This window comes from Pantoea sp. PvP021 (assembly GCF_054056055.1).
The window spans coordinates 19,692-36,098 of the sequence record NZ_JBSRXX010000010.1 but is presented as its reverse complement, the minus strand read 5'-3'; the positions used below and the strand labels follow the sequence as shown (position 1 = coordinate 36,098).

Below are 16,407 nucleotides of genomic sequence, written 5' to 3'. Positions count from 1 at the left end.
TTCCTTTATCCTTTTCTATGCCAGTGGAGTCCCTGGATAGTCATTGAATCGTTGTCGTTTGCAACATCAAGCAATGATTGCGCCCACAATCGCAGCCGCTTACGGTTATCTGACTTTTTGAAATTCAGCATAAAATCCATATCGCGATAATCTTTGAATTTTTCGCCAAAAAAAGCGGGGAATGAGGAGTAATGAACAGAAATAGCATCCATTCCAGTCTCTTTAGCGAGGTCATAAAACGCCGGTTTCATATATCCTGCGATACTCAGACGACTATTCTTTAAATCACTCCTTAACGTTTTGAGCATACCTAAAATCGCGGGGTGATTGTGACGGTCATATCCACTGCCACGACTGGCTCCCACGACCAGACTACTAAGATCGTTCATTCCTATCAGAAAATGTTCAATACCACGTTTTTCAATTTCGCGTGCATGCCACAAAGCCGCGGGTGTTTCCATCATGCATGAGATCTTATTGGGGAATGAATATTTTCGTGCATACTCAAGGCCAAAATCTATCTCATCCATCTCACAAATATAGGGAAACATTATGTGTAGGTTTTTGTGCTCTTTTGCCAACTCACTCACCACGTTAAATTCAATTTCAAAACTATGGGGAAGTTCCATCGCCCGTCGCATGCCACGAAGCCCAATAGTTGGAAACTCTTCCAGTACGTATTCATCATAACCTTCGAGCATATTAATCTCGTTAGCGGGTGCATCGACAAAGCGGTACCAGACATCCTTATCAGGGAAAATACGAAGTGTCTCTTTAATATATTCTCTGAGTAAATGTGGTCCCTCATCTGCTGTCAGGTATTTACCGGCTCTTCTGAAAATATATTCACCGCGTAATAAACCGACAGCAGAAACCTCCTGATAAATTCTTTCATCTGGTAATTCACCGCTTAATGAAACTTCAAGCTCCATATTTCTCTCCAGTTGTACACAGGGCAAACCTGCCATTAACATAAAGGATGACGTTGTAAATATTCATGTATGACCGACTTAAGATCGGCCAGTACAGTCCCGGCATCTCTCTCACCGTTGATTATTATCCAATTATTACTTGATGCCTGGCGCTTTAATATTCCATACACTTTTTTCATGTGATTCAGAAAAGCATCATCACTGCAAACAGGTTGATTTCCACATTCATAAGGAGCATGTACTTCATCGTTTTCTTTCCTCCAGCTAAGAATTACGTCTGGGCGGACATCTAGAAATAAAGTAAGGTCGACGTGAGGGAAAAAAGAGACAAGATTATTAAGCCAGGTTTCATCCAAGCCAAGAGCCGCCTCAGTGGCAACGTGTTTCTGCCAGCCACCGTCCAGAAAAAGCACTGTCCCTTGCTGTGGGGGGCGCTGGCAAATCTGGATGGCAAATAAATTGAAGATAAACATAGCCCGACTTTCGGCACGCATTTCCGGCAAAATGTCATACATCAGCATTCGATAGTTACTGCTGATATAACGTGCCTCAGGATACTCATCGCGATTAAGTGCATCCTTTTTGGTTATCGTTGCCACTTTTTTACCGATTCGCGCTTCCAGCCATGGAAGCAGCTCACGCATTTGCGTTGACTTTCCGGCACCGTCGCATCCCAATAAGTTAATCAGCATAGTCCCCTCTAATAATGCACAGAATTACCTGAATAGCAGTTGGCTTACGTTTTCTCTACCGTGCTGCTTTGCTCGTCAATGCTCGGACCGATAGCGTCTTTCAGCATTCGTTGAAACTTATGGCGCAAAGCGAGAGGCACCATACGCTCTACGTAAAATCCCAACTGGTCATCAAGGTGATACTTGACAGGATCGCTGGAAGCTAATGTGGACAAGCCCTGCGCCAGCTGTTCCGTAAATCCCGGAAATGAAGACTGCAGGTTGTAAACAATGCTGTAGTAAAGATTTCGGCCCAGTGAGAAACAGGGATATCTAGCATCGTAATTATCAAGAGAGAATTTTGGGAAACATCCATCTATGATTCGTTTAGGACACATCCACAGCGGCATAATAAGCTTCATATCGCCAATTTCACGCACCGGACAGGAAGCAGGTTTCATGGCGTTAGAAATCCTGTAAATGTTCTCACAAAGTACATCTTCGAGATTCAAACCTGTGCTAATCCAGTCGGTTCCTAGCTGGCGGGCATGGTTGCTGAGTGCGAGCCGAATGAGCAGGGTTCCTAAAAATTCAAAATCGTCGCCCTGAAAGTTTCGCTCAAAGCGATCAATCAGACTCTCGCCATCAGCAGGAATGCCGAGCAAGCTTTTAACCTCATCTTCGGCAATCACTTTTAGTTCAAGCTGATATTTTTCACATAACTGTGTTGCTCGGGGCACTCCTTTGTCCCAATCCGGTATTCCCATAATAATAACTGGATGAACATTGATGTATTCTTTAATAAGGCTTAAACCATGCAGGAGTGCATTACTGTCACCCCCACCACTAACCCCAACGACTAAATCAGCCCCGGCAGGGATGTGATCCTTAATCGTGTCCGCGACGCGTGCAGCGATAACAGACTGGCATTCTTCAGGAGAGAGTTTCTTAAGAAAGGACTGAGCGGTAGACTGATCGTTATTGTAATCTTGGTACAAATATTCTGTAGATTCATTAGCCTGGTCAGCGCTTTTTACAATCTTAAAATTTTCAGGCAAAAATTTGAATGGATTTACATTACGATTGAAATAAAGCAGCAGGTGGTCGGAGTCAAATTCTGATAATGTCTTTTCAAGTCCGGATGATAACTGCATGCTTTCATCACCATCCCTGTACTGATAAATGGAAACAGCAGACCAAGGCACGCTGTTTCTTTTCAATACATCAATCAAACGCTCGTTAGGTTCTGAAAGCAGCGACTGACGTCCATGTGCTGTAACCACAGAGATCGTTGGGCTACTTTCCTTTGCTGCTGTTTTCTCAAACATAGCAACTCCTTAACAATAAATAAATTATAGAAATAACCCATCTTTGAAGAATTATTTTTCCCCGCAAGTTGGGTTATTATTAAGAATAATTGCATTCAGAACAGCGCGAAGCGGGAAGTATCACCTGTCATAAGTGAGCGTCACCATAACTCCAGAATGCTGTTTTAACGAATGAATATTATTGAGCACCTGTTTCGCAACTCGCGCCGCAGATAGTTTCAATACCATATTTAGAAGCAGGTACAGACTCTTTTTTGGAACGCATAATTTCCAGTTGAGCAACGGATAAATCTGCGTATTGCTCATTAGCAAATGTATGGGTTAAATTAACTTGCTCGTTTTTCAGATTGAAGTTATTGCTTGGATTGTGCTTGAGAGCTGTTTTCATGCTTATATCCTCAATTAACCGTTAATTTGAATGCTGGGGCCCGCAGTAACAACCGTCAGATTGACTAGCGTGAGCAAAACGTCTTGAAAGCCCTGATAACAGACTCCAGTATTGAATTTCCTCATGCCACCACATCAAAGAGGTGCCGCAACTGGTCCCGGCCAGAAAAAAATAGCACGCCAACAGAGTGCTTTTGCTAATGATTTTTTGTGAATATTTTGTGAAAGAATTATGTACACGTTTTATCGACCCACTCCAAAAAAATATAAAATCGCAAAAAATGATAATTTTATCCTTTTATTCAATAGCATACCCATTGGTAGTGACATTATTGCCAACAGGAACTTGACGAACAATATGCATTTATGAGAGTTGTTAATAAAATCGAAACATAAATTTTCAAGCCAAACTGGATCTGCGTGTCAGGAGGAACAGGTGACTAAAAAGCACGATGAAGATGAGCAGTTGTCGCTGCTTTTATGGCTAACGGGGTGCAGCGATGTGCCGGTAAGCTGTATGAGCTTGGGAGATGAAGCCTTTTTGACACTTATTCGACAGCATCGTATAGCAGGACGAGCATTGCAGACTCTTCGTCGGGAGAAACCGGCATGGGCGAGTGTAGCGCTTTTGCAGGCCCTGGAGGAAAGACATCAGCATCTTATTGATCAGGCTGCAAAACATATCGATGTTATCGCCGCATTTGTTCGGGATTTTAATACAGATAAAAAGCCTATTGTTATTCTAAAAGGCCTGACGGCCTATGCTCATAGCCGGGATCTTCACCACATTCGGGAAAGTAACGATGTGGATTTTATTATGCTTTCCCCAACCGAAACGATACGTACCATAAAAGCTCAACAGCTTAAGGAATTTCGAAAAGTATCACCTCATGAGCTACTGAATGTGACCGTTATGGGTATTGAAATGGATCTTCATGCTTTTTACCCGGTATGGTATTTTCTGAACGGCGATGCACAACAGATACCGAAAATTATTGATGGTAACACGTTCATAAAGCACGGCAGGGCGTTACAGGTTGGGCAGTTCAGGGTTGAAGATATTATTTTCAATGCTCTGGAGGATACATATACCGGTGAAGAAAATGTGTTTTATCCGGACGCAGCTGCTGCCGCGATTATCCTTTGTGCACATGCTCATCGCGATTTTATTTCAAAATCCTCTGTTACAGCACGAAAAAAACCACCGATTCGGTTTAGCGAGATTGCGGAGCTTATAGATTATTTTCGTTCTAAAGATTTTAACTTCTCCCGATTCCTGAATATAGTGAATAAGACAAACGCTATTACCTGTGTATCCTGGATGTGCGAGATGGTGCGCAAAACTACCGGTATTAACCTGTTGCCTGAAGGTCTCTTGCTTAACCATGAAAAGAACCTGCCAGATTTTTTATATCAGCAACTTGTCTGGAGTGGTTTTTTGAAAGTGTTTGATCGAAAAAACAACGCTGTTTTTTTCCGACACCTGACAACGGAAGAAAGCGTAAATGCTCTGGGTTTCACACCACTTAATATGCAGTCTGCACAGGCATTTATTGATGTTAAACATAAGAAAGTCTCAACGTCAGCGCCACATCAAGGTGCTGTCCTGCATGTCAGATCGGAGGGGTGGCCCGAAGTTTGCGTTAATTTTTCTCTCAAGAAAAATCATCTGGTTGTACGTTTAGTAATAACTTCCCCATCCGACTGTATTTCGCGCAGATTGTATATTGATATTTTTAACCAGCCGTTGGAATTTCAGGCGCAAGCTGATGGATGCTATTATAAAAAATCTCTCCATTTCCCCGCTCATCACTTTGATTACGAAGTTACGGATTCCGCATATAGCTGTTACCTAACAATACCTCTGCCTGATAAAACGTCGACGGTTTCACTGATTATCGCTGCAGGCGAATTTGAAGATGCTTACTCATTGCGCCGCGGCATATTGTTACCGGTGAAACTGCTGTTCTGATCGCCTCTCAAAAACATATTCTATAGCTTGTATAAGAGTTGATATGACTAAACAACGAAGAATAATGAAGCTTGGTGCTTTCTGGTATCCGACTGGCTACCATATTGCGGCCTGGAGGCATCCCGACGTCATGCCAGGAGCGGGTGTGGATATTCAGCAATGCATTGATTTTGCAAAGCTCGCAGAAAAAGCCTGCTTCGACTTTATTTTTTTTGCCGATAGCCTGGCAGTAAAAGGAGACGACTGGCATGTTCTCAGCCGCGGTGCGCACAGATACGTTGGCCAGTTTGAGCCTATAACACTGCTTGCAGCACTGAGCGCTGCTACACGAAATATCGGATTAATCGCTACCGCTTCGACGACCTATCATCATCCTTATCATCTGGCCCGACAGTTTGCTTCTCTTGCCCATATTAGCAATGGGCGCGTGGGATGGAACCTGGTTACTTCACAAAATCCATTTGAATCGAAAAATTTTGGCAACGAAATTTTCCCCCCACATGACGAGCGTTATAAACGTGCCGAAGAATTTGTCGACGTAGTACAAGGCCTGTGGCAAAGCTGGGATGCAGACGCTTTCAGTTATAATAAGCAAAGCGGTGAATTCTTTGATGTTAGGAAAATGCGTCCGCTTAACCACAATGGCTTGTTTTTTCAGGTCAGGGGCCCCCTTAATATTCCTGCCTGCCCAGGCGGGCCACCTATCATTGTACAGGCTGGCACCTCTGAAGCCGGGCGCAGGTTGGCTGCCAGGACATGCGATGTCATTTTCAGTGCACAATATGATTTTTTGGCTGCACAACAGGAATATCATGGCTTGAAACAGCAGGCGAGGGCTTTTTCGCGTGATGCAGGTAAGCCTGTCATTATGACGGGTATCTTACCCTTTATCGGTTCTACTGAAAAAAAGGCTCAGGATAGATATGAAGAATTTCAGTCCCTGATAGACGAAAGCGTCGGACTATCGTTTCTTGAAATGCAACTGGGAGGGATTGATCTCTCACATTATGATCTAGATGGCCCGCTACCCTCGCTGCCTCTTACTGAAGGAAGCCAGAGTAAGCAACAGCGTATTGTCTCAATGGCTCAGGAGCAGAAGTTATCAATTCGCCAATTGTATAGACATCTTGCGGGATCGCGGGGACATAAACTGCTTATTGGCTCTCCCAGAAAAATTGCCGATCACATGGAACATTGGTTTCGTGAGCACGCTGCAGATGGGTTCAACATCATGGCACCTTGGTTACCAGGAGGTATGGATGATTTCGTTGAATTAGTTATACCAGAATTGAAAAGGCGCGGGTTAATTCGCAGCAATTATATCGGCTCTACGCTCAGATCATATCTGGAAATGTAAACCGATTACTGCTCTTGTAGCCTTAATCCTAGTAGTAATAATGTCATCATACTGCCATAAACATTACCTACAGTTCCATGTTTAACTGATGATCAACCACATAGTTAAATTACGCTTTTTTACGAGATCAACCCTTTTTCCTTTAAGGATTTTCTATGGATTCTTCTGCTGCAGGAATTGATTATGAGGCAAAAGGAACACGTTATTTATTCCGACTGACCCTTGCTGTGTTCCTCTCTTATCTTACGATCTCGCTACCATTGCCTGCGCTTTCACTTTATGTTCACAATGAATTGCACATGGACGACTTCGCTGTGGGAATGGTCATAGGCGCACAATTCTTATCCACAATACTTACTCGTGGCTACGCAGGTAAACTTGCTGATACTTATGGTGGACGTTATACCACCCGGCGAGGCATGTTGTTTTGTGCCATTGCTTGTTTACTATATTTGCTATCAGGATATGCATTTACAAGCATCATGGTTAAGTTTGTACTATTACTAATTGCCCGTATCATCATGGGATATGGAGAGAGTTTGCTGTTGACCGGCAATATGGCCTGGGGATTTCATCTGCTAGGCGATAAACACCTTTCAAGAGTTATGTCCTGGCAGGGATTAGGTACTTTTGGTTCACTTGCTGCCGGAGCCCCCATCGGTTACTTCCTCTATACTCACACTAATTTTTTGACACTCAGTCTAGTCACACTGATGTTGCCTTTTATTGCATTGTTGATTAACGCACCAGTACCGACCGTTGTCGTAGAAAGTAACAAAGCCCGTCCTCGAATGATGTACGTAATAGCGAAGATTCTACCCGCCGGGATTATTCTCTCACTGCAGTCGAGTGGTTTTGCTGCTATTGGCGCATTTATCTCCTTGCTGTTTCAAAGCCGGCAGTGGATCAACCCAGGCTTCGCTATCACAATGTTCGGTGTGATGTTCTTACTGATGCGCATCTTTTTTGGCCATTTCCCACAACGCTATGGCTGGATCCGCGTATCAGCAATTTCGCTGCTACTGGAAGCTCTGGGTTTAGTCATCATTTGCTTATCAGGTACAGAGACAATGGCATTGCTGGGCAGCGCGATCACCGGCATAGGTTGCTCACTCTTTTTCCCGGCAATGGGCGTAGTAGCAATGAAGCGTGTGCCTGTTGAGGCCAGAGGGATGGCCGCGGGAGGATTTTCCGCCTTCCAGGATATGGCTTATATGGTTACGGGCCCTATATGTGGACTTATCGCTGGCCATGCTGGATATTCTGCTGTATATGGGTTATGTGCTATTCTATCGCTCATTGGGGCATTTTTATCGTTGCGACTGAGTGTGAATGAAGATTAAGTTATCAACAAAGTGTAACCAGTACTTATATACTCGCTTCGATGTGGCCATACTTAAAACTCATTAGATAATTCATTTTCAATACAGACAGTATTTAAATATAAAACTGATGTTAAGTGCATTTTGTTGTAACTGCCGCCAACACTGATTCAGACTGCAGAGCTGGATGTGTTACGTGATGAAGGTGAAGCGTTCGGCCGTAAGCTGGATGCAGCAGGCGTGCCCGTTACCGTGACGCGTTACAATGGCATGGTTCATGATTACGGTTTGCTGAACGCGTTAAGTCAGGAACCTACGGTCAGTACAGCCATTAATCAGGCGGGTGAAGAATTGCGTTCGCATCTCAAATAACTGACCGGTCATAAAACCAATCCCGGACCGAATCGTCGTCCGGGTTCTTATCAGGCAGTAAGTTTGAAGGAATCAGTTCGAAAGCGCAGGGCAGTGCGATTGCCGGAACACCAGGAAAGAACGGAGCAGTATCCATGCGAGTAAGTGCGTTGTTAATATCTCATTTAACATAAATTACATTATGCGCACTTCTGCAGATGGCCAATTTGGTAGTGTCACTTGATAGCAGAAATGGCAAGCTATCAGCTTCAGATGGGAAGGGATGAAGACGGTCAGGTGAAAGGGTATAGCCGGTGCATCAGCACCGGGTTTATCCTGCCCCGAAGGGGCTACCGTCCTGGCAGTTCGCGCGATGCAAAAAGGCAGCTCAAGCTTCCTCTGGTTCGCTTATCTCAATACTGGTTATGTGCAGTCCGGCATGTGACATCATGCTGACCAGCTTATCAATTGAAAAGCAGTTGATCCGACCTCCTGCCAGCTCGGACACTCTGGGCTGTGAAACGCCCAGCGCAGCAGCAGCAGTGGCCTGATTCAGGCCATTACGTTTAATCCAGCTATTCAGGCGGCCTACTAACTCGGCGCGGAGTTTCATATTTTCCGCCTGCTCTGGCGTTTCGCTAAGAGCGTCCCACACATTATCAAAAGTCTGAATATTCATTTTTTACGCTCCTCAACCAATCGGCGATAACGATTTCGGGCAAGTTCTACGTCACTCTGGCTGGTCTTTTGTGTCTTTTTCTGGAAACAGTGCACACATACACGGCTTCTTCAAATTTGGCAACATACATGATCCGGAAAATGCCGTCATTACCCCGGATTCGGATTTCACGTGCTCCCTGACCTACCGTAGCAAAATGCTTCCAGTCGTCCGGCTCCAGTCCCTGCTGGATCAGGTCAAGCTGATACCCTGATGCGGTCCGGGCCTCTTCCGGGAAAGCCCGTAGATCCTCAAGACTGCTGTCAATAAAACTGATTTTCTTACGCATCATCACCTCATTATACGAAATTTCGTATATTGTGCAATTTCTGCATTACTCATGCACCCCATACAAACCCGTAACCACTGCTTCCCTACCATGTAGTTTCCTGCTGTTTTGTCCATGGCCTACATTGCCCTGATAAAATCCAGCATCGCCTTGATCCGGCGCTGGCTTTTGAGACATTCTTCAAAATCGTTGAGATAGTAAGCCGGTGTATAGCGCACCCGGTTAAACTCCAGCGTCAGCGTATTACCGGTGACAACCTCAGCTGCAATGCCCAGCAGGGAAAGCTGTATAAACGCCATATCCACCGTGACAGGATCAATATCAAATCAACTGACGGACATCTGAACTGATGGATTAAATCCGGCTTCAATCAGGCAATCTGCATAAGGTAGCATCGGTCATGTGGGTGTAATTAAGCAGGCGGAAGTAACGCACACCGATACGGGCATAAATGTCCGTTATCCCGCCGCAGTACATTTCTGCAAACATGAACGTTTCACAGTCCCCGTTCTCATTGCATGCCTGTTTCAGCGGATAGAGTCTCCCCAGCGCATCAGTAAGCGATGAAGGAGATGGGCATGCCCGTCTCAGAGTGCATGATGGTGGCTGCGCACGGCTGGGATGTGGGTGGAGCAAAACGTGCAGACATGAAAACTGCATTTATTACCCGCCAAGGACAGGCACTCTACCCGCTGGCACCTGCACCCGATCTGATCGTCAGCGATATTGGCGAGCTGACTGCAAAGATAAAACCGCTTTGCTGACCCGCCGTTTACCGCGAATACTTTAATGCCGCGAGAGTTACTCGCTGCCCGAAAAGGCTAATAAAAGGCGCAGTTGATGCGCAAACGCTAACGTCATTCTTAAATCAGGGCTTAACCACAATACACAGCAGGCCGATGACAATAATCACTACGCCCGCCAGGCTGTGCCAGCTGAACGCCTCATGGAATACCGGCAGACAGACAGCCACCAGCCACACCAGCACATAACTGAGGCTGAGCAGCGGATAGACGCGGTTCAGCGGAAAATAGCGCAGCGCCCTAATCCAGCAGAGCATTGAAACACCATAAGCGCCCAGCCCGGCCAGCAGCAGCAATGCGGGCAGCAGGGCAACAGCAGGCAGCGACGTTATGCTGCTGACATCGGGCAGACGCGGCATCGCCCAGCGCATCATCAGCTGTGCCGCTGAGACCAGCAGCACGCTGCATGCGACCCATCCATACCCTTTCATAGCTGGCTCGCCATCAGCGCCACACCCGTCACCACCAGTAGCGTGCCGAAGATCTGGCGCAGCGTCAGGCGCTCGCGCCAGAGGATGCGTCCTGCCAGCGCAACGAAAATGAAGTTAAGGCTCAGCATCGGATAGGCCTGGCTGACAGGCACCCGCTGCAGGACCAGCAGCCAGAGAAGCATCGCGACACCCAGCAACAGCACGCTCACCCCAATCCAGCTTAAGCGGACCCGGCGCGATGCCGCGTGAGTCGCCTGTTTCTGGCACAGTTGCGCGCTGCAACTGAGCAGACTGACCAGTACAATCAGCAGCAGCATCACTTCATCTGACTGTAATAGAGGCAGACCAGCCTGCCCTGGCGATAGACGGCGTCCGGCACCGGAACATCCTCGCCGATATCACTGTGTACTGAATCAACCAGCAACAGCAGTGATACGCTTCCCGTATGGCGATGATCGGCAAGCCAGCCGCCGAAGTCCGCCTGAGAGACAAAGCGGGATTGCGCATCCGGGTAACTCAGCCCATATTCCAGCTCGCCTTTGGTGTCATAGAAGCCGATATCGCTACGTTGCAGATGCCAGGCTGCGGCAGATGCCACGCCGGGATTGTCCGCCAGGATAAAGTGACTTGAGGCCAGACGCTGGCTGATCGTCGAGACAAAACGCTGCGGCTGTTTGGCGTCGCGGATTTTATCCGGGATTGCCGTGCCAATAAACAGGGCGACGCCCAGCGGGCAAAGCGCGGCCGCCAGCCAGCGGCGCTGTGCAGAGCGGCAGCTATATGCGCCCACCAGCCCCCAGATGAGAAATGCCAGTGCCCCCAGCGCAAGCTTCAGCATCTCGTGCGTGGTGAACAGCGGATGATGCGTCACACTCCAGGGAGCGAGCACCAGCACGACCGTTGCCAGGGTAATGATGCCGAAAATCAGGTTGAGCCAGCCATTGACTGTTAATGGGCGCCCTGCCCGCTGTGCGGCGTTCAGGCCATAGTGCGCCATCAGCAGCGACAGCGGCACAAAACAGGGCAGGATATAGGTTGGCAGCTTGCCTTTTGCCAGGCTGAAAAACAGCAGCGGCATCACCGTCCAGCTCAGCAGATAGAGCGCACCGGGATGCTGCTGACGCTCGCGCCAGCCGGTCATCAATGCGCCCGGTAACAGCGCCAGCCACGGCAGCGTTCCCAGCAGCAGAACCGGCAGGTAATACCAGAAAGGCGCTTTGTGCTGGGCATTGTCCTCAGCAAAGCGCTGAATATGCTCAACCCAGAAGAAGTAGTGCCAGAAATCCGGTGCCTGATGATAGATCGCCAGCGCCCAGGGTGCGCTGATCGCCGCGGCTGAGAGTAGAGCCAGCGGACCGAAGCAGAGCAGTTCGCGCAGTCGCTGCCGCCAGATCGCCCAAGGCAGAATCGCCAGCACAGGCACTGCCAGCGCCAGAAAGCCTTTGGTCATAAACCCCATGCCGCAGGCGAGACCCAGCAGCAGATAGCCGCCCGCCCGCCCGGCGCGTCCGCTGGCCTCCGTCGCCAGCCAGAAGCTGCACATCGCGGCAGCCAGCCAGAGCATCAGCATCGGATCGAGCACCGCATAGGTGCCAACGCCATAGACCAGCAGCGAACTGAGGAAAATAATCGTGCCGACGGCAGCCGTGCGTGCCGAACCAAACAACCGCCTGCCGAGCCAGTAGATCAGCACGGCGGTCATCGCCGTGGAGAATATCGATCCCGCCCGCACGCCAAAGTTGTTGTGGCCAAACAGCCACTGACCCAGCGAGTTGACCCAGTAACCCGCAATTGGTTTTTCAAAATAGCGCAGACCGAAGAAGTGTGGCGTCACCCAGTTACCGGTTGCCAGCATCTCCCGGCTGATCTCCGCATAACGGGTCTCATCCGGCTGCCAGAGATCGCGGAACATCGGCGGAAGCAGGTAATAGAGAATAAAAAAGCTGAAAAAAAGTAGCCACTTCGTGTTGTTACGTATCCGCACTAGTTCGCCTCTTCAGTCAGTTTCTGGCAGCCCAGCCACCCTTCCCGTCCGGGGATTTCGCCTCTGACCACCCTGCCCACCGGCAAGGTACTTAGATCGTCGGGCAGCAGCTCGCTTAACGGGCAGAACTGAATGCCGTGACGGTCCGCAGCAGCAAGCAGCTGGTCAAAGTCCGGGTAGCCGATAATCCCTTCGACTTCGGCATGCACGGTGTATACCGCCCCATCATCAGAAGAGAGCATTTTCGCCAGAATGTAGTCGTTATAGCCTTCTGCGCTGACCTCGCGGCCAACCACTTCATCCCATGTGGGCAACGTCACCGGAATCTGTACGGTACCGATCTGTCCATCCGGCAGCATGGGCCGGAACGGGCCGCTGCCGCGACAGTCGCTGTTGTAGTGAAAGCCAAAGTCCTGTTTGGCGGCGATCACCCGGCCATCGGCTCGCCAGCCCGCGGCGGCCGAACAGCTGACAGGATGACCGAGTATCTCACTCAGCGTTTCGGTGCCGCGTGCTATCTGCTCAACCAGCTTATCCTGCGGCCAGACGCCGGCCCAGGTCTGCCAGGCAAAATGGTCCCAGGCGTGCAGACCGACTTCGTGCTGACGAGTGGCGTCCTGCATGATGTGCCGCAATCTCCGTCCCATCTGCTTTCCCGGCCAGGCCGTTCCGGCGAGCAGGATGTCCCAGCCATAGAGCGACGCGGCACGGGAGCGCAGCATCTTCATAAGAAACGCCGGTTTCACCAGCCGCCAGAGATGGCGGCCCATGTTGTCTGGTCCCACGCTGAAGAAAAAGCTGCCCCGCACCGCATGACGCCGGAACAGCTCAAGCAGCGCCGGCACGCCCTGCCTGGTGCCGCGCCAGGTATCTACGTCAATCCGCAGACCGATCTTCTTCATCACTGATCAGCCTGTTGCTCAATGGTGCGCAGGAAGAAATCGAGTGTGTTGTCGATAGTGACATCCATCGTCACGGTCGGCGTCCAGCCGAGTAAGCGGCGCGCATTGCGGATAGCCGGTTTGCGGTGCTCCACATCCTGATAGCCTTTGCCGTAATAACTGCTGCTTTCGACTTCACGGAAACCGGCAAACGGCGGGAACTGGCTGCGCAGCGGGTGACGCTCGAAGCTTTCCAGCAGCTGCTCGGCCAGCTCTTTGATGCTGGCTTCGTTGTCCGGGTTACCGATATTGATGATCTGGCCATCGCAGTTCTGCTGCTTGTTTTCGATGATGCGGAACAGCGCTTCAACGCCATCGCTGATGTCGGTAAAGCAGCGTTTCTGTTTGCCGCCGTCGATCAGCTTAATCGGTGAACCTTCAACCAGGTTGAGGATAAGCTGAGTGATCGCGCGGGAACTGCCGATGCGCGCTGCATTGAGGTTATCCAGACGCGGTCCCATCCAGTTAAACGGACGGAACAGGGTAAAACGCAGCCCCTCTTTTTCGCCGTAGGCCCAGATAACCCGGTCCAGCAACTGCTTGGATACGGAGTAGATCCAGCGCTGTTTATTGATCGGCCCGACCACCAGATTAGAGGTATCCTCATCGAAGCTGGCATCAGTACACATGCCGTAGACCTCTGAAGTGGAGGGGAAAATGATGCGCTTCTGATACTTCACACAGTCGCGGATGATTTTCAGGTTCTCTTCGAAATCGAGTTCAAACACGCGCAGCGGATTGCGGGTGTACTCAATCGGTGTGGCGATCGCCACCAGCGGCAGGATGACGTCACATTTTTTGATGTGATACTCAATCCATTCGGAGTGAATGGCGATATCCCCTTCGACGAAGTGGAAACGCGGATGCTCCAGGAAGCGGCTGATCGCGTCTGAACTGATATCGAGTCCATAGACCTCGAAATGCTCATCCTGCAACAAACGCTCGGTAAGGTGGTTACCGATGAAGCCGTTAACCCCGAGGATCAGCACGCGGGTACGGCGTTGCAGCGCCGACTGCGGTTTTGAATAGAGCAGTGCGCCAGGCACCATGCCCAGACTCTGCGCCAGCTGGCTGCCGTTCATGTAGACGCCATGCTCAGACTGTCCGGTCTGGATTTCCAGCGCGCCCTCGCCACAGGCGATCAGGAACGGCTGTTTAGAGATGACAGTACCCGGCTTCGCCTGATGCTGCTGCGGATGAACCCGGCTCTTCCAGACGATAAATTTAACCGAACCGGCAAAGGCGAAAGCGCCCGGCCAGGGATCGGTGACCGCTCTGACCAGATTGTGAATCGTCTCAGCAGGCTGATTCCAGTCGATACGGCCATCTTCGGCTGTGCGACGGCCCACGCGGGTTGCCTGGCTCTCATCCTGCGGCCATTCACTGACTTCACCCTGACGCAGACGAGGTAACACATCGTTCAGCAACTGCTCTGCGGCTTGGGTCAGTTTGCGATGCAGCGTCAGCGCATTGTCCAGATCCTCAATCGCCACCGTCTGCTGTGCCAGAATATTACCGGCATCCGCGCGCTTCACCATGCGGTGCAGGGTGACGCCCGTTTCACGCTCGCCGTTGACCAGCGCCCAGTTCAGCGGTGCGCGGCCGCGATATTTGGGCAGCAGTGAGCCGTGCAGGTTAAACGCCCCTTTTGTGGCGCATTGCAGGATCTCATCGCTCAGCAGATTGCGATAGTAGAAGGAGAAGATCATCTCTGGCGCCATAGTACGGATGCGGTCAAGCCAGATCGGGTGATTCGCCTCGTCCGGTGCATAGACCGGAATACCGTGCTCGGCCGCCAGACGGGCTACTGAACCGAAAAAGGCATTTTCGGTCGCCACATCGTTGTGAGTAAAAATGGCGGTAATTTCATAGCCTGCACTCAGCAGGGCATTGATGCCGACACAGCCCATGTCGTGATAGGCGAAAACAACGGTCTTCATGATTGAGTATCCTGTACTGAAGGCTTTTCTGGAGCCTGAACAATGCGTTGAACGAAATAGCGCGGACGCGCCCGAACGTCGTTATAAATGCGCCCGATGTACTCCCCGAGCAGTCCCATGCCCACAAACTGGGCACCAATAAACATGAACAGCACGGCGAACAATACGAAGACACCGTCACCCGCCCAGGCCGCACCAAAGAAGAGTCGCAGTACGATCAGCACCAGCGAGAAGGCGAAGCCGGAGAGCGCAATCAGGCTACCGACCACGCTAAGCAGTCGCAGCGGCGTGGTGGTCAGGCAGGTCACCAGGTCGTACATCAGGTTGATCAGGCGCATAAAGCTGTATTTCGAATCGCCAAAGGCCCGCTCGGCGTGGATGACCGGCAGCTCAATGGTGTTGCGGGCAAAGGTGTTGGCCAGAATGGGAATGAAGGTGCTGCGTTCGTGACAGTTGAGCATCGCCTCGACGATGTGGCGACGGTAGGCGCGCAGCATGCAGCCGTAATCGCCCATCGCCTTGCCGGTGACCCGCTGAATCAGCCGGTTGAGCGTGCGCGAGGCCTTCCGACGGAACCAGCTGTCCTGGCGCTGCTGACGGACGGTACCCACCACGTCATAACCCTGACGTGCGGCGTCAACCAGCCGCGGGATCTCTTCCGGCGGGTTCTGCAGATCGGCATCCAGCGTAATAATCAGATCGCCACGAACCTGGCTGAATCCGGCCATGATGGCGGAATGCTGGCCGTAGTTGCGGTTGAGCAGCACGCCGGTTATCCGGCTGCCGGGAACGGTGGCGGCCTGTTCAATCAGTTCGGCAGAACGATCGTTGCTGCCGTCATCCACCAGCAGAATTTCATACTCAATCTTAATTGAGTCACAGGCGGCGCAGGTGCGCTGAAGCAGCTCCGGCAGACTCTCCTGCTCGTTATAGACCGGGATGACCACGGAGAGCATATTGATCGGTTTAATATCGCGCATC

General features: G+C 50.2%; 15 protein-coding genes and 3 pseudogenes. 5 read left to right on the top strand and 13 right to left on the bottom strand.

Annotated features, from left to right (window positions below; genetic code table 11):
- Positions 1-5 precede the first annotated feature (5 nt).
- The 4 genes from ACVKSX_RS20210 to ACVKSX_RS20195 form a co-directional block, all read right to left on the bottom strand.
- Entirely contained in the window at positions 6-932 is a 927-nt protein-coding gene (locus tag ACVKSX_RS20210) for a putative PEP-binding protein (protein WP_161973544.1), read from the bottom strand.
- A gap of 35 nt (positions 933-967) precedes the next feature.
- Positions 968-1,624 carry a dTMP kinase gene (locus ACVKSX_RS20205; protein WP_132499709.1) on the bottom strand — a complete coding sequence of 219 codons (657 nt, stop codon included), beginning with the start codon at positions 1,622-1,624 and terminating at the stop codon, positions 968-970.
- Positions 1,625-1,668: 44 nt separating this feature from the next.
- Positions 1,669-2,931 (bottom strand): tRNA lysidine(34) synthetase, encoded by a 1,263-nt coding sequence (locus ACVKSX_RS20200; RefSeq protein ID WP_132499710.1) that lies wholly within the window; start codon positions 2,929-2,931, stop codon positions 1,669-1,671.
- 178 nt (positions 2,932-3,109) lie between these two features.
- Complete coding sequence (locus ACVKSX_RS20195) at positions 3,110-3,319, bottom strand: hypothetical protein (protein ID WP_132499711.1); 210 nt, start codon at positions 3,317-3,319, stop codon at positions 3,110-3,112.
- A 435-nt stretch (positions 3,320-3,754) separates the two neighbouring features.
- Here ACVKSX_RS20195 and ACVKSX_RS20190 point away from each other — a divergent pair, with 435 nt between their 5' ends.
- The 4 genes and pseudogenes from ACVKSX_RS20190 to ACVKSX_RS20175 form a co-directional block, all read left to right on the top strand.
- Positions 3,755-5,290, top strand: a complete 1,536-nt coding sequence (locus ACVKSX_RS20190; protein WP_132499712.1) for a nucleotidyltransferase family protein — start codon at positions 3,755-3,757, stop codon at positions 5,288-5,290.
- Positions 5,291-5,333: 43 nt separating this feature from the next.
- Positions 5,334-6,647 carry an LLM class flavin-dependent oxidoreductase gene (locus ACVKSX_RS20185; RefSeq protein WP_132499713.1) on the top strand — a complete coding sequence of 438 codons (1,314 nt, stop codon included), beginning with the start codon at positions 5,334-5,336 and terminating at the stop codon, positions 6,645-6,647.
- Between the two features lie 155 nt (positions 6,648-6,802).
- The gene (locus ACVKSX_RS20180) at positions 6,803-7,990 is read left to right on the top strand and encodes an arabinose transporter (protein ID WP_132499714.1); all 1,188 of its coding nucleotides are present in this window, start codon (positions 6,803-6,805) and stop codon (positions 7,988-7,990) included.
- 132 nt (positions 7,991-8,122) lie between these two features.
- Positions 8,123-8,341: pseudogene (locus ACVKSX_RS20175) on the top strand (alpha/beta hydrolase); the annotation flags it as partial.
- Between the two features lie 367 nt (positions 8,342-8,708).
- On the opposite strand, the gene ACVKSX_RS20170 reads toward ACVKSX_RS20175, so the two are convergent.
- From ACVKSX_RS20170 to ACVKSX_RS20160, 3 genes and pseudogenes are all read right to left on the bottom strand, one after another.
- Positions 8,709-8,999: a helix-turn-helix domain-containing protein gene (locus tag ACVKSX_RS20170; RefSeq protein ID WP_022624282.1), complete on the bottom strand. Its 291-nt coding sequence runs from the start codon at positions 8,997-8,999 to the stop codon at positions 8,709-8,711.
- Positions 8,996-9,327 (bottom strand): annotated as a pseudogene (locus ACVKSX_RS20165) (type II toxin-antitoxin system RelE/ParE family toxin). Before ACVKSX_RS20165 ends, ACVKSX_RS20170 begins: the two are co-directional and overlap by 4 nt.
- Positions 9,328-9,446: 119 nt before the next feature.
- Positions 9,447-9,722, bottom strand: a pseudogene (locus tag ACVKSX_RS20160) (N-6 DNA methylase); the annotation flags it as partial.
- A gap of 183 nt (positions 9,723-9,905) precedes the next feature.
- On the opposite strand from ACVKSX_RS20160, the gene ACVKSX_RS20155 reads away from it, so the two are divergent.
- Entirely contained in the window at positions 9,906-10,091 is a 186-nt protein-coding gene (locus tag ACVKSX_RS20155; protein WP_320503668.1) for an HAD family hydrolase, read from the top strand.
- 104 nt (positions 10,092-10,195) lie between these two features.
- On the opposite strand, the gene arnF is transcribed toward ACVKSX_RS20155, so the two are convergent.
- From arnF to arnC, 6 genes are read right to left on the bottom strand one after another with little or no spacing between them, the layout of a single operon-like run.
- On the bottom strand, positions 10,196-10,561 hold the full coding sequence (arnF, locus tag ACVKSX_RS20150) for a 4-amino-4-deoxy-L-arabinose-phosphoundecaprenol flippase subunit ArnF (RefSeq protein ID WP_010257128.1): 366 nt from the start codon (positions 10,559-10,561) through the stop codon (positions 10,196-10,198).
- Positions 10,558-10,878, bottom strand: coding sequence for a 4-amino-4-deoxy-L-arabinose-phosphoundecaprenol flippase subunit ArnE (gene arnE, locus ACVKSX_RS20145; protein ID WP_010257131.1), 321 nt, complete (start codon positions 10,876-10,878; stop codon positions 10,558-10,560). Before arnE ends, arnF begins: the two co-directional genes overlap by 4 nt.
- Positions 10,878-12,545, bottom strand: coding sequence for a lipid IV(A) 4-amino-4-deoxy-L-arabinosyltransferase (gene arnT / locus ACVKSX_RS20140; RefSeq protein ID WP_354439382.1), 1,668 nt, complete (start codon positions 12,543-12,545; stop codon positions 10,878-10,880). Before arnT ends, arnE begins: the two co-directional genes overlap by 1 nt.
- Positions 12,545-13,447 (bottom strand): 4-deoxy-4-formamido-L-arabinose-phosphoundecaprenol deformylase, encoded by a 903-nt coding sequence (arnD, locus tag ACVKSX_RS20135; RefSeq protein WP_354439384.1) that lies wholly within the window; start codon positions 13,445-13,447, stop codon positions 12,545-12,547. The genes arnT and arnD overlap by 1 nt, the downstream gene beginning before the upstream one ends.
- On the bottom strand, positions 13,447-15,426 hold the full coding sequence (gene arnA, locus ACVKSX_RS20130) for a bifunctional UDP-4-amino-4-deoxy-L-arabinose formyltransferase/UDP-glucuronic acid oxidase ArnA (RefSeq protein WP_354439385.1): 1,980 nt from the start codon (positions 15,424-15,426) through the stop codon (positions 13,447-13,449). The genes arnD and arnA overlap by 1 nt, the downstream gene beginning before the upstream one ends.
- Complete coding sequence (gene arnC / locus ACVKSX_RS20125) at positions 15,423-16,406, bottom strand: undecaprenyl-phosphate 4-deoxy-4-formamido-L-arabinose transferase (RefSeq protein ID WP_354439386.1); 984 nt, start codon at positions 16,404-16,406, stop codon at positions 15,423-15,425. The genes arnA and arnC overlap by 4 nt, the downstream gene beginning before the upstream one ends.
- Between the last annotated feature and the right edge of the window lies 1 nt (position 16,407).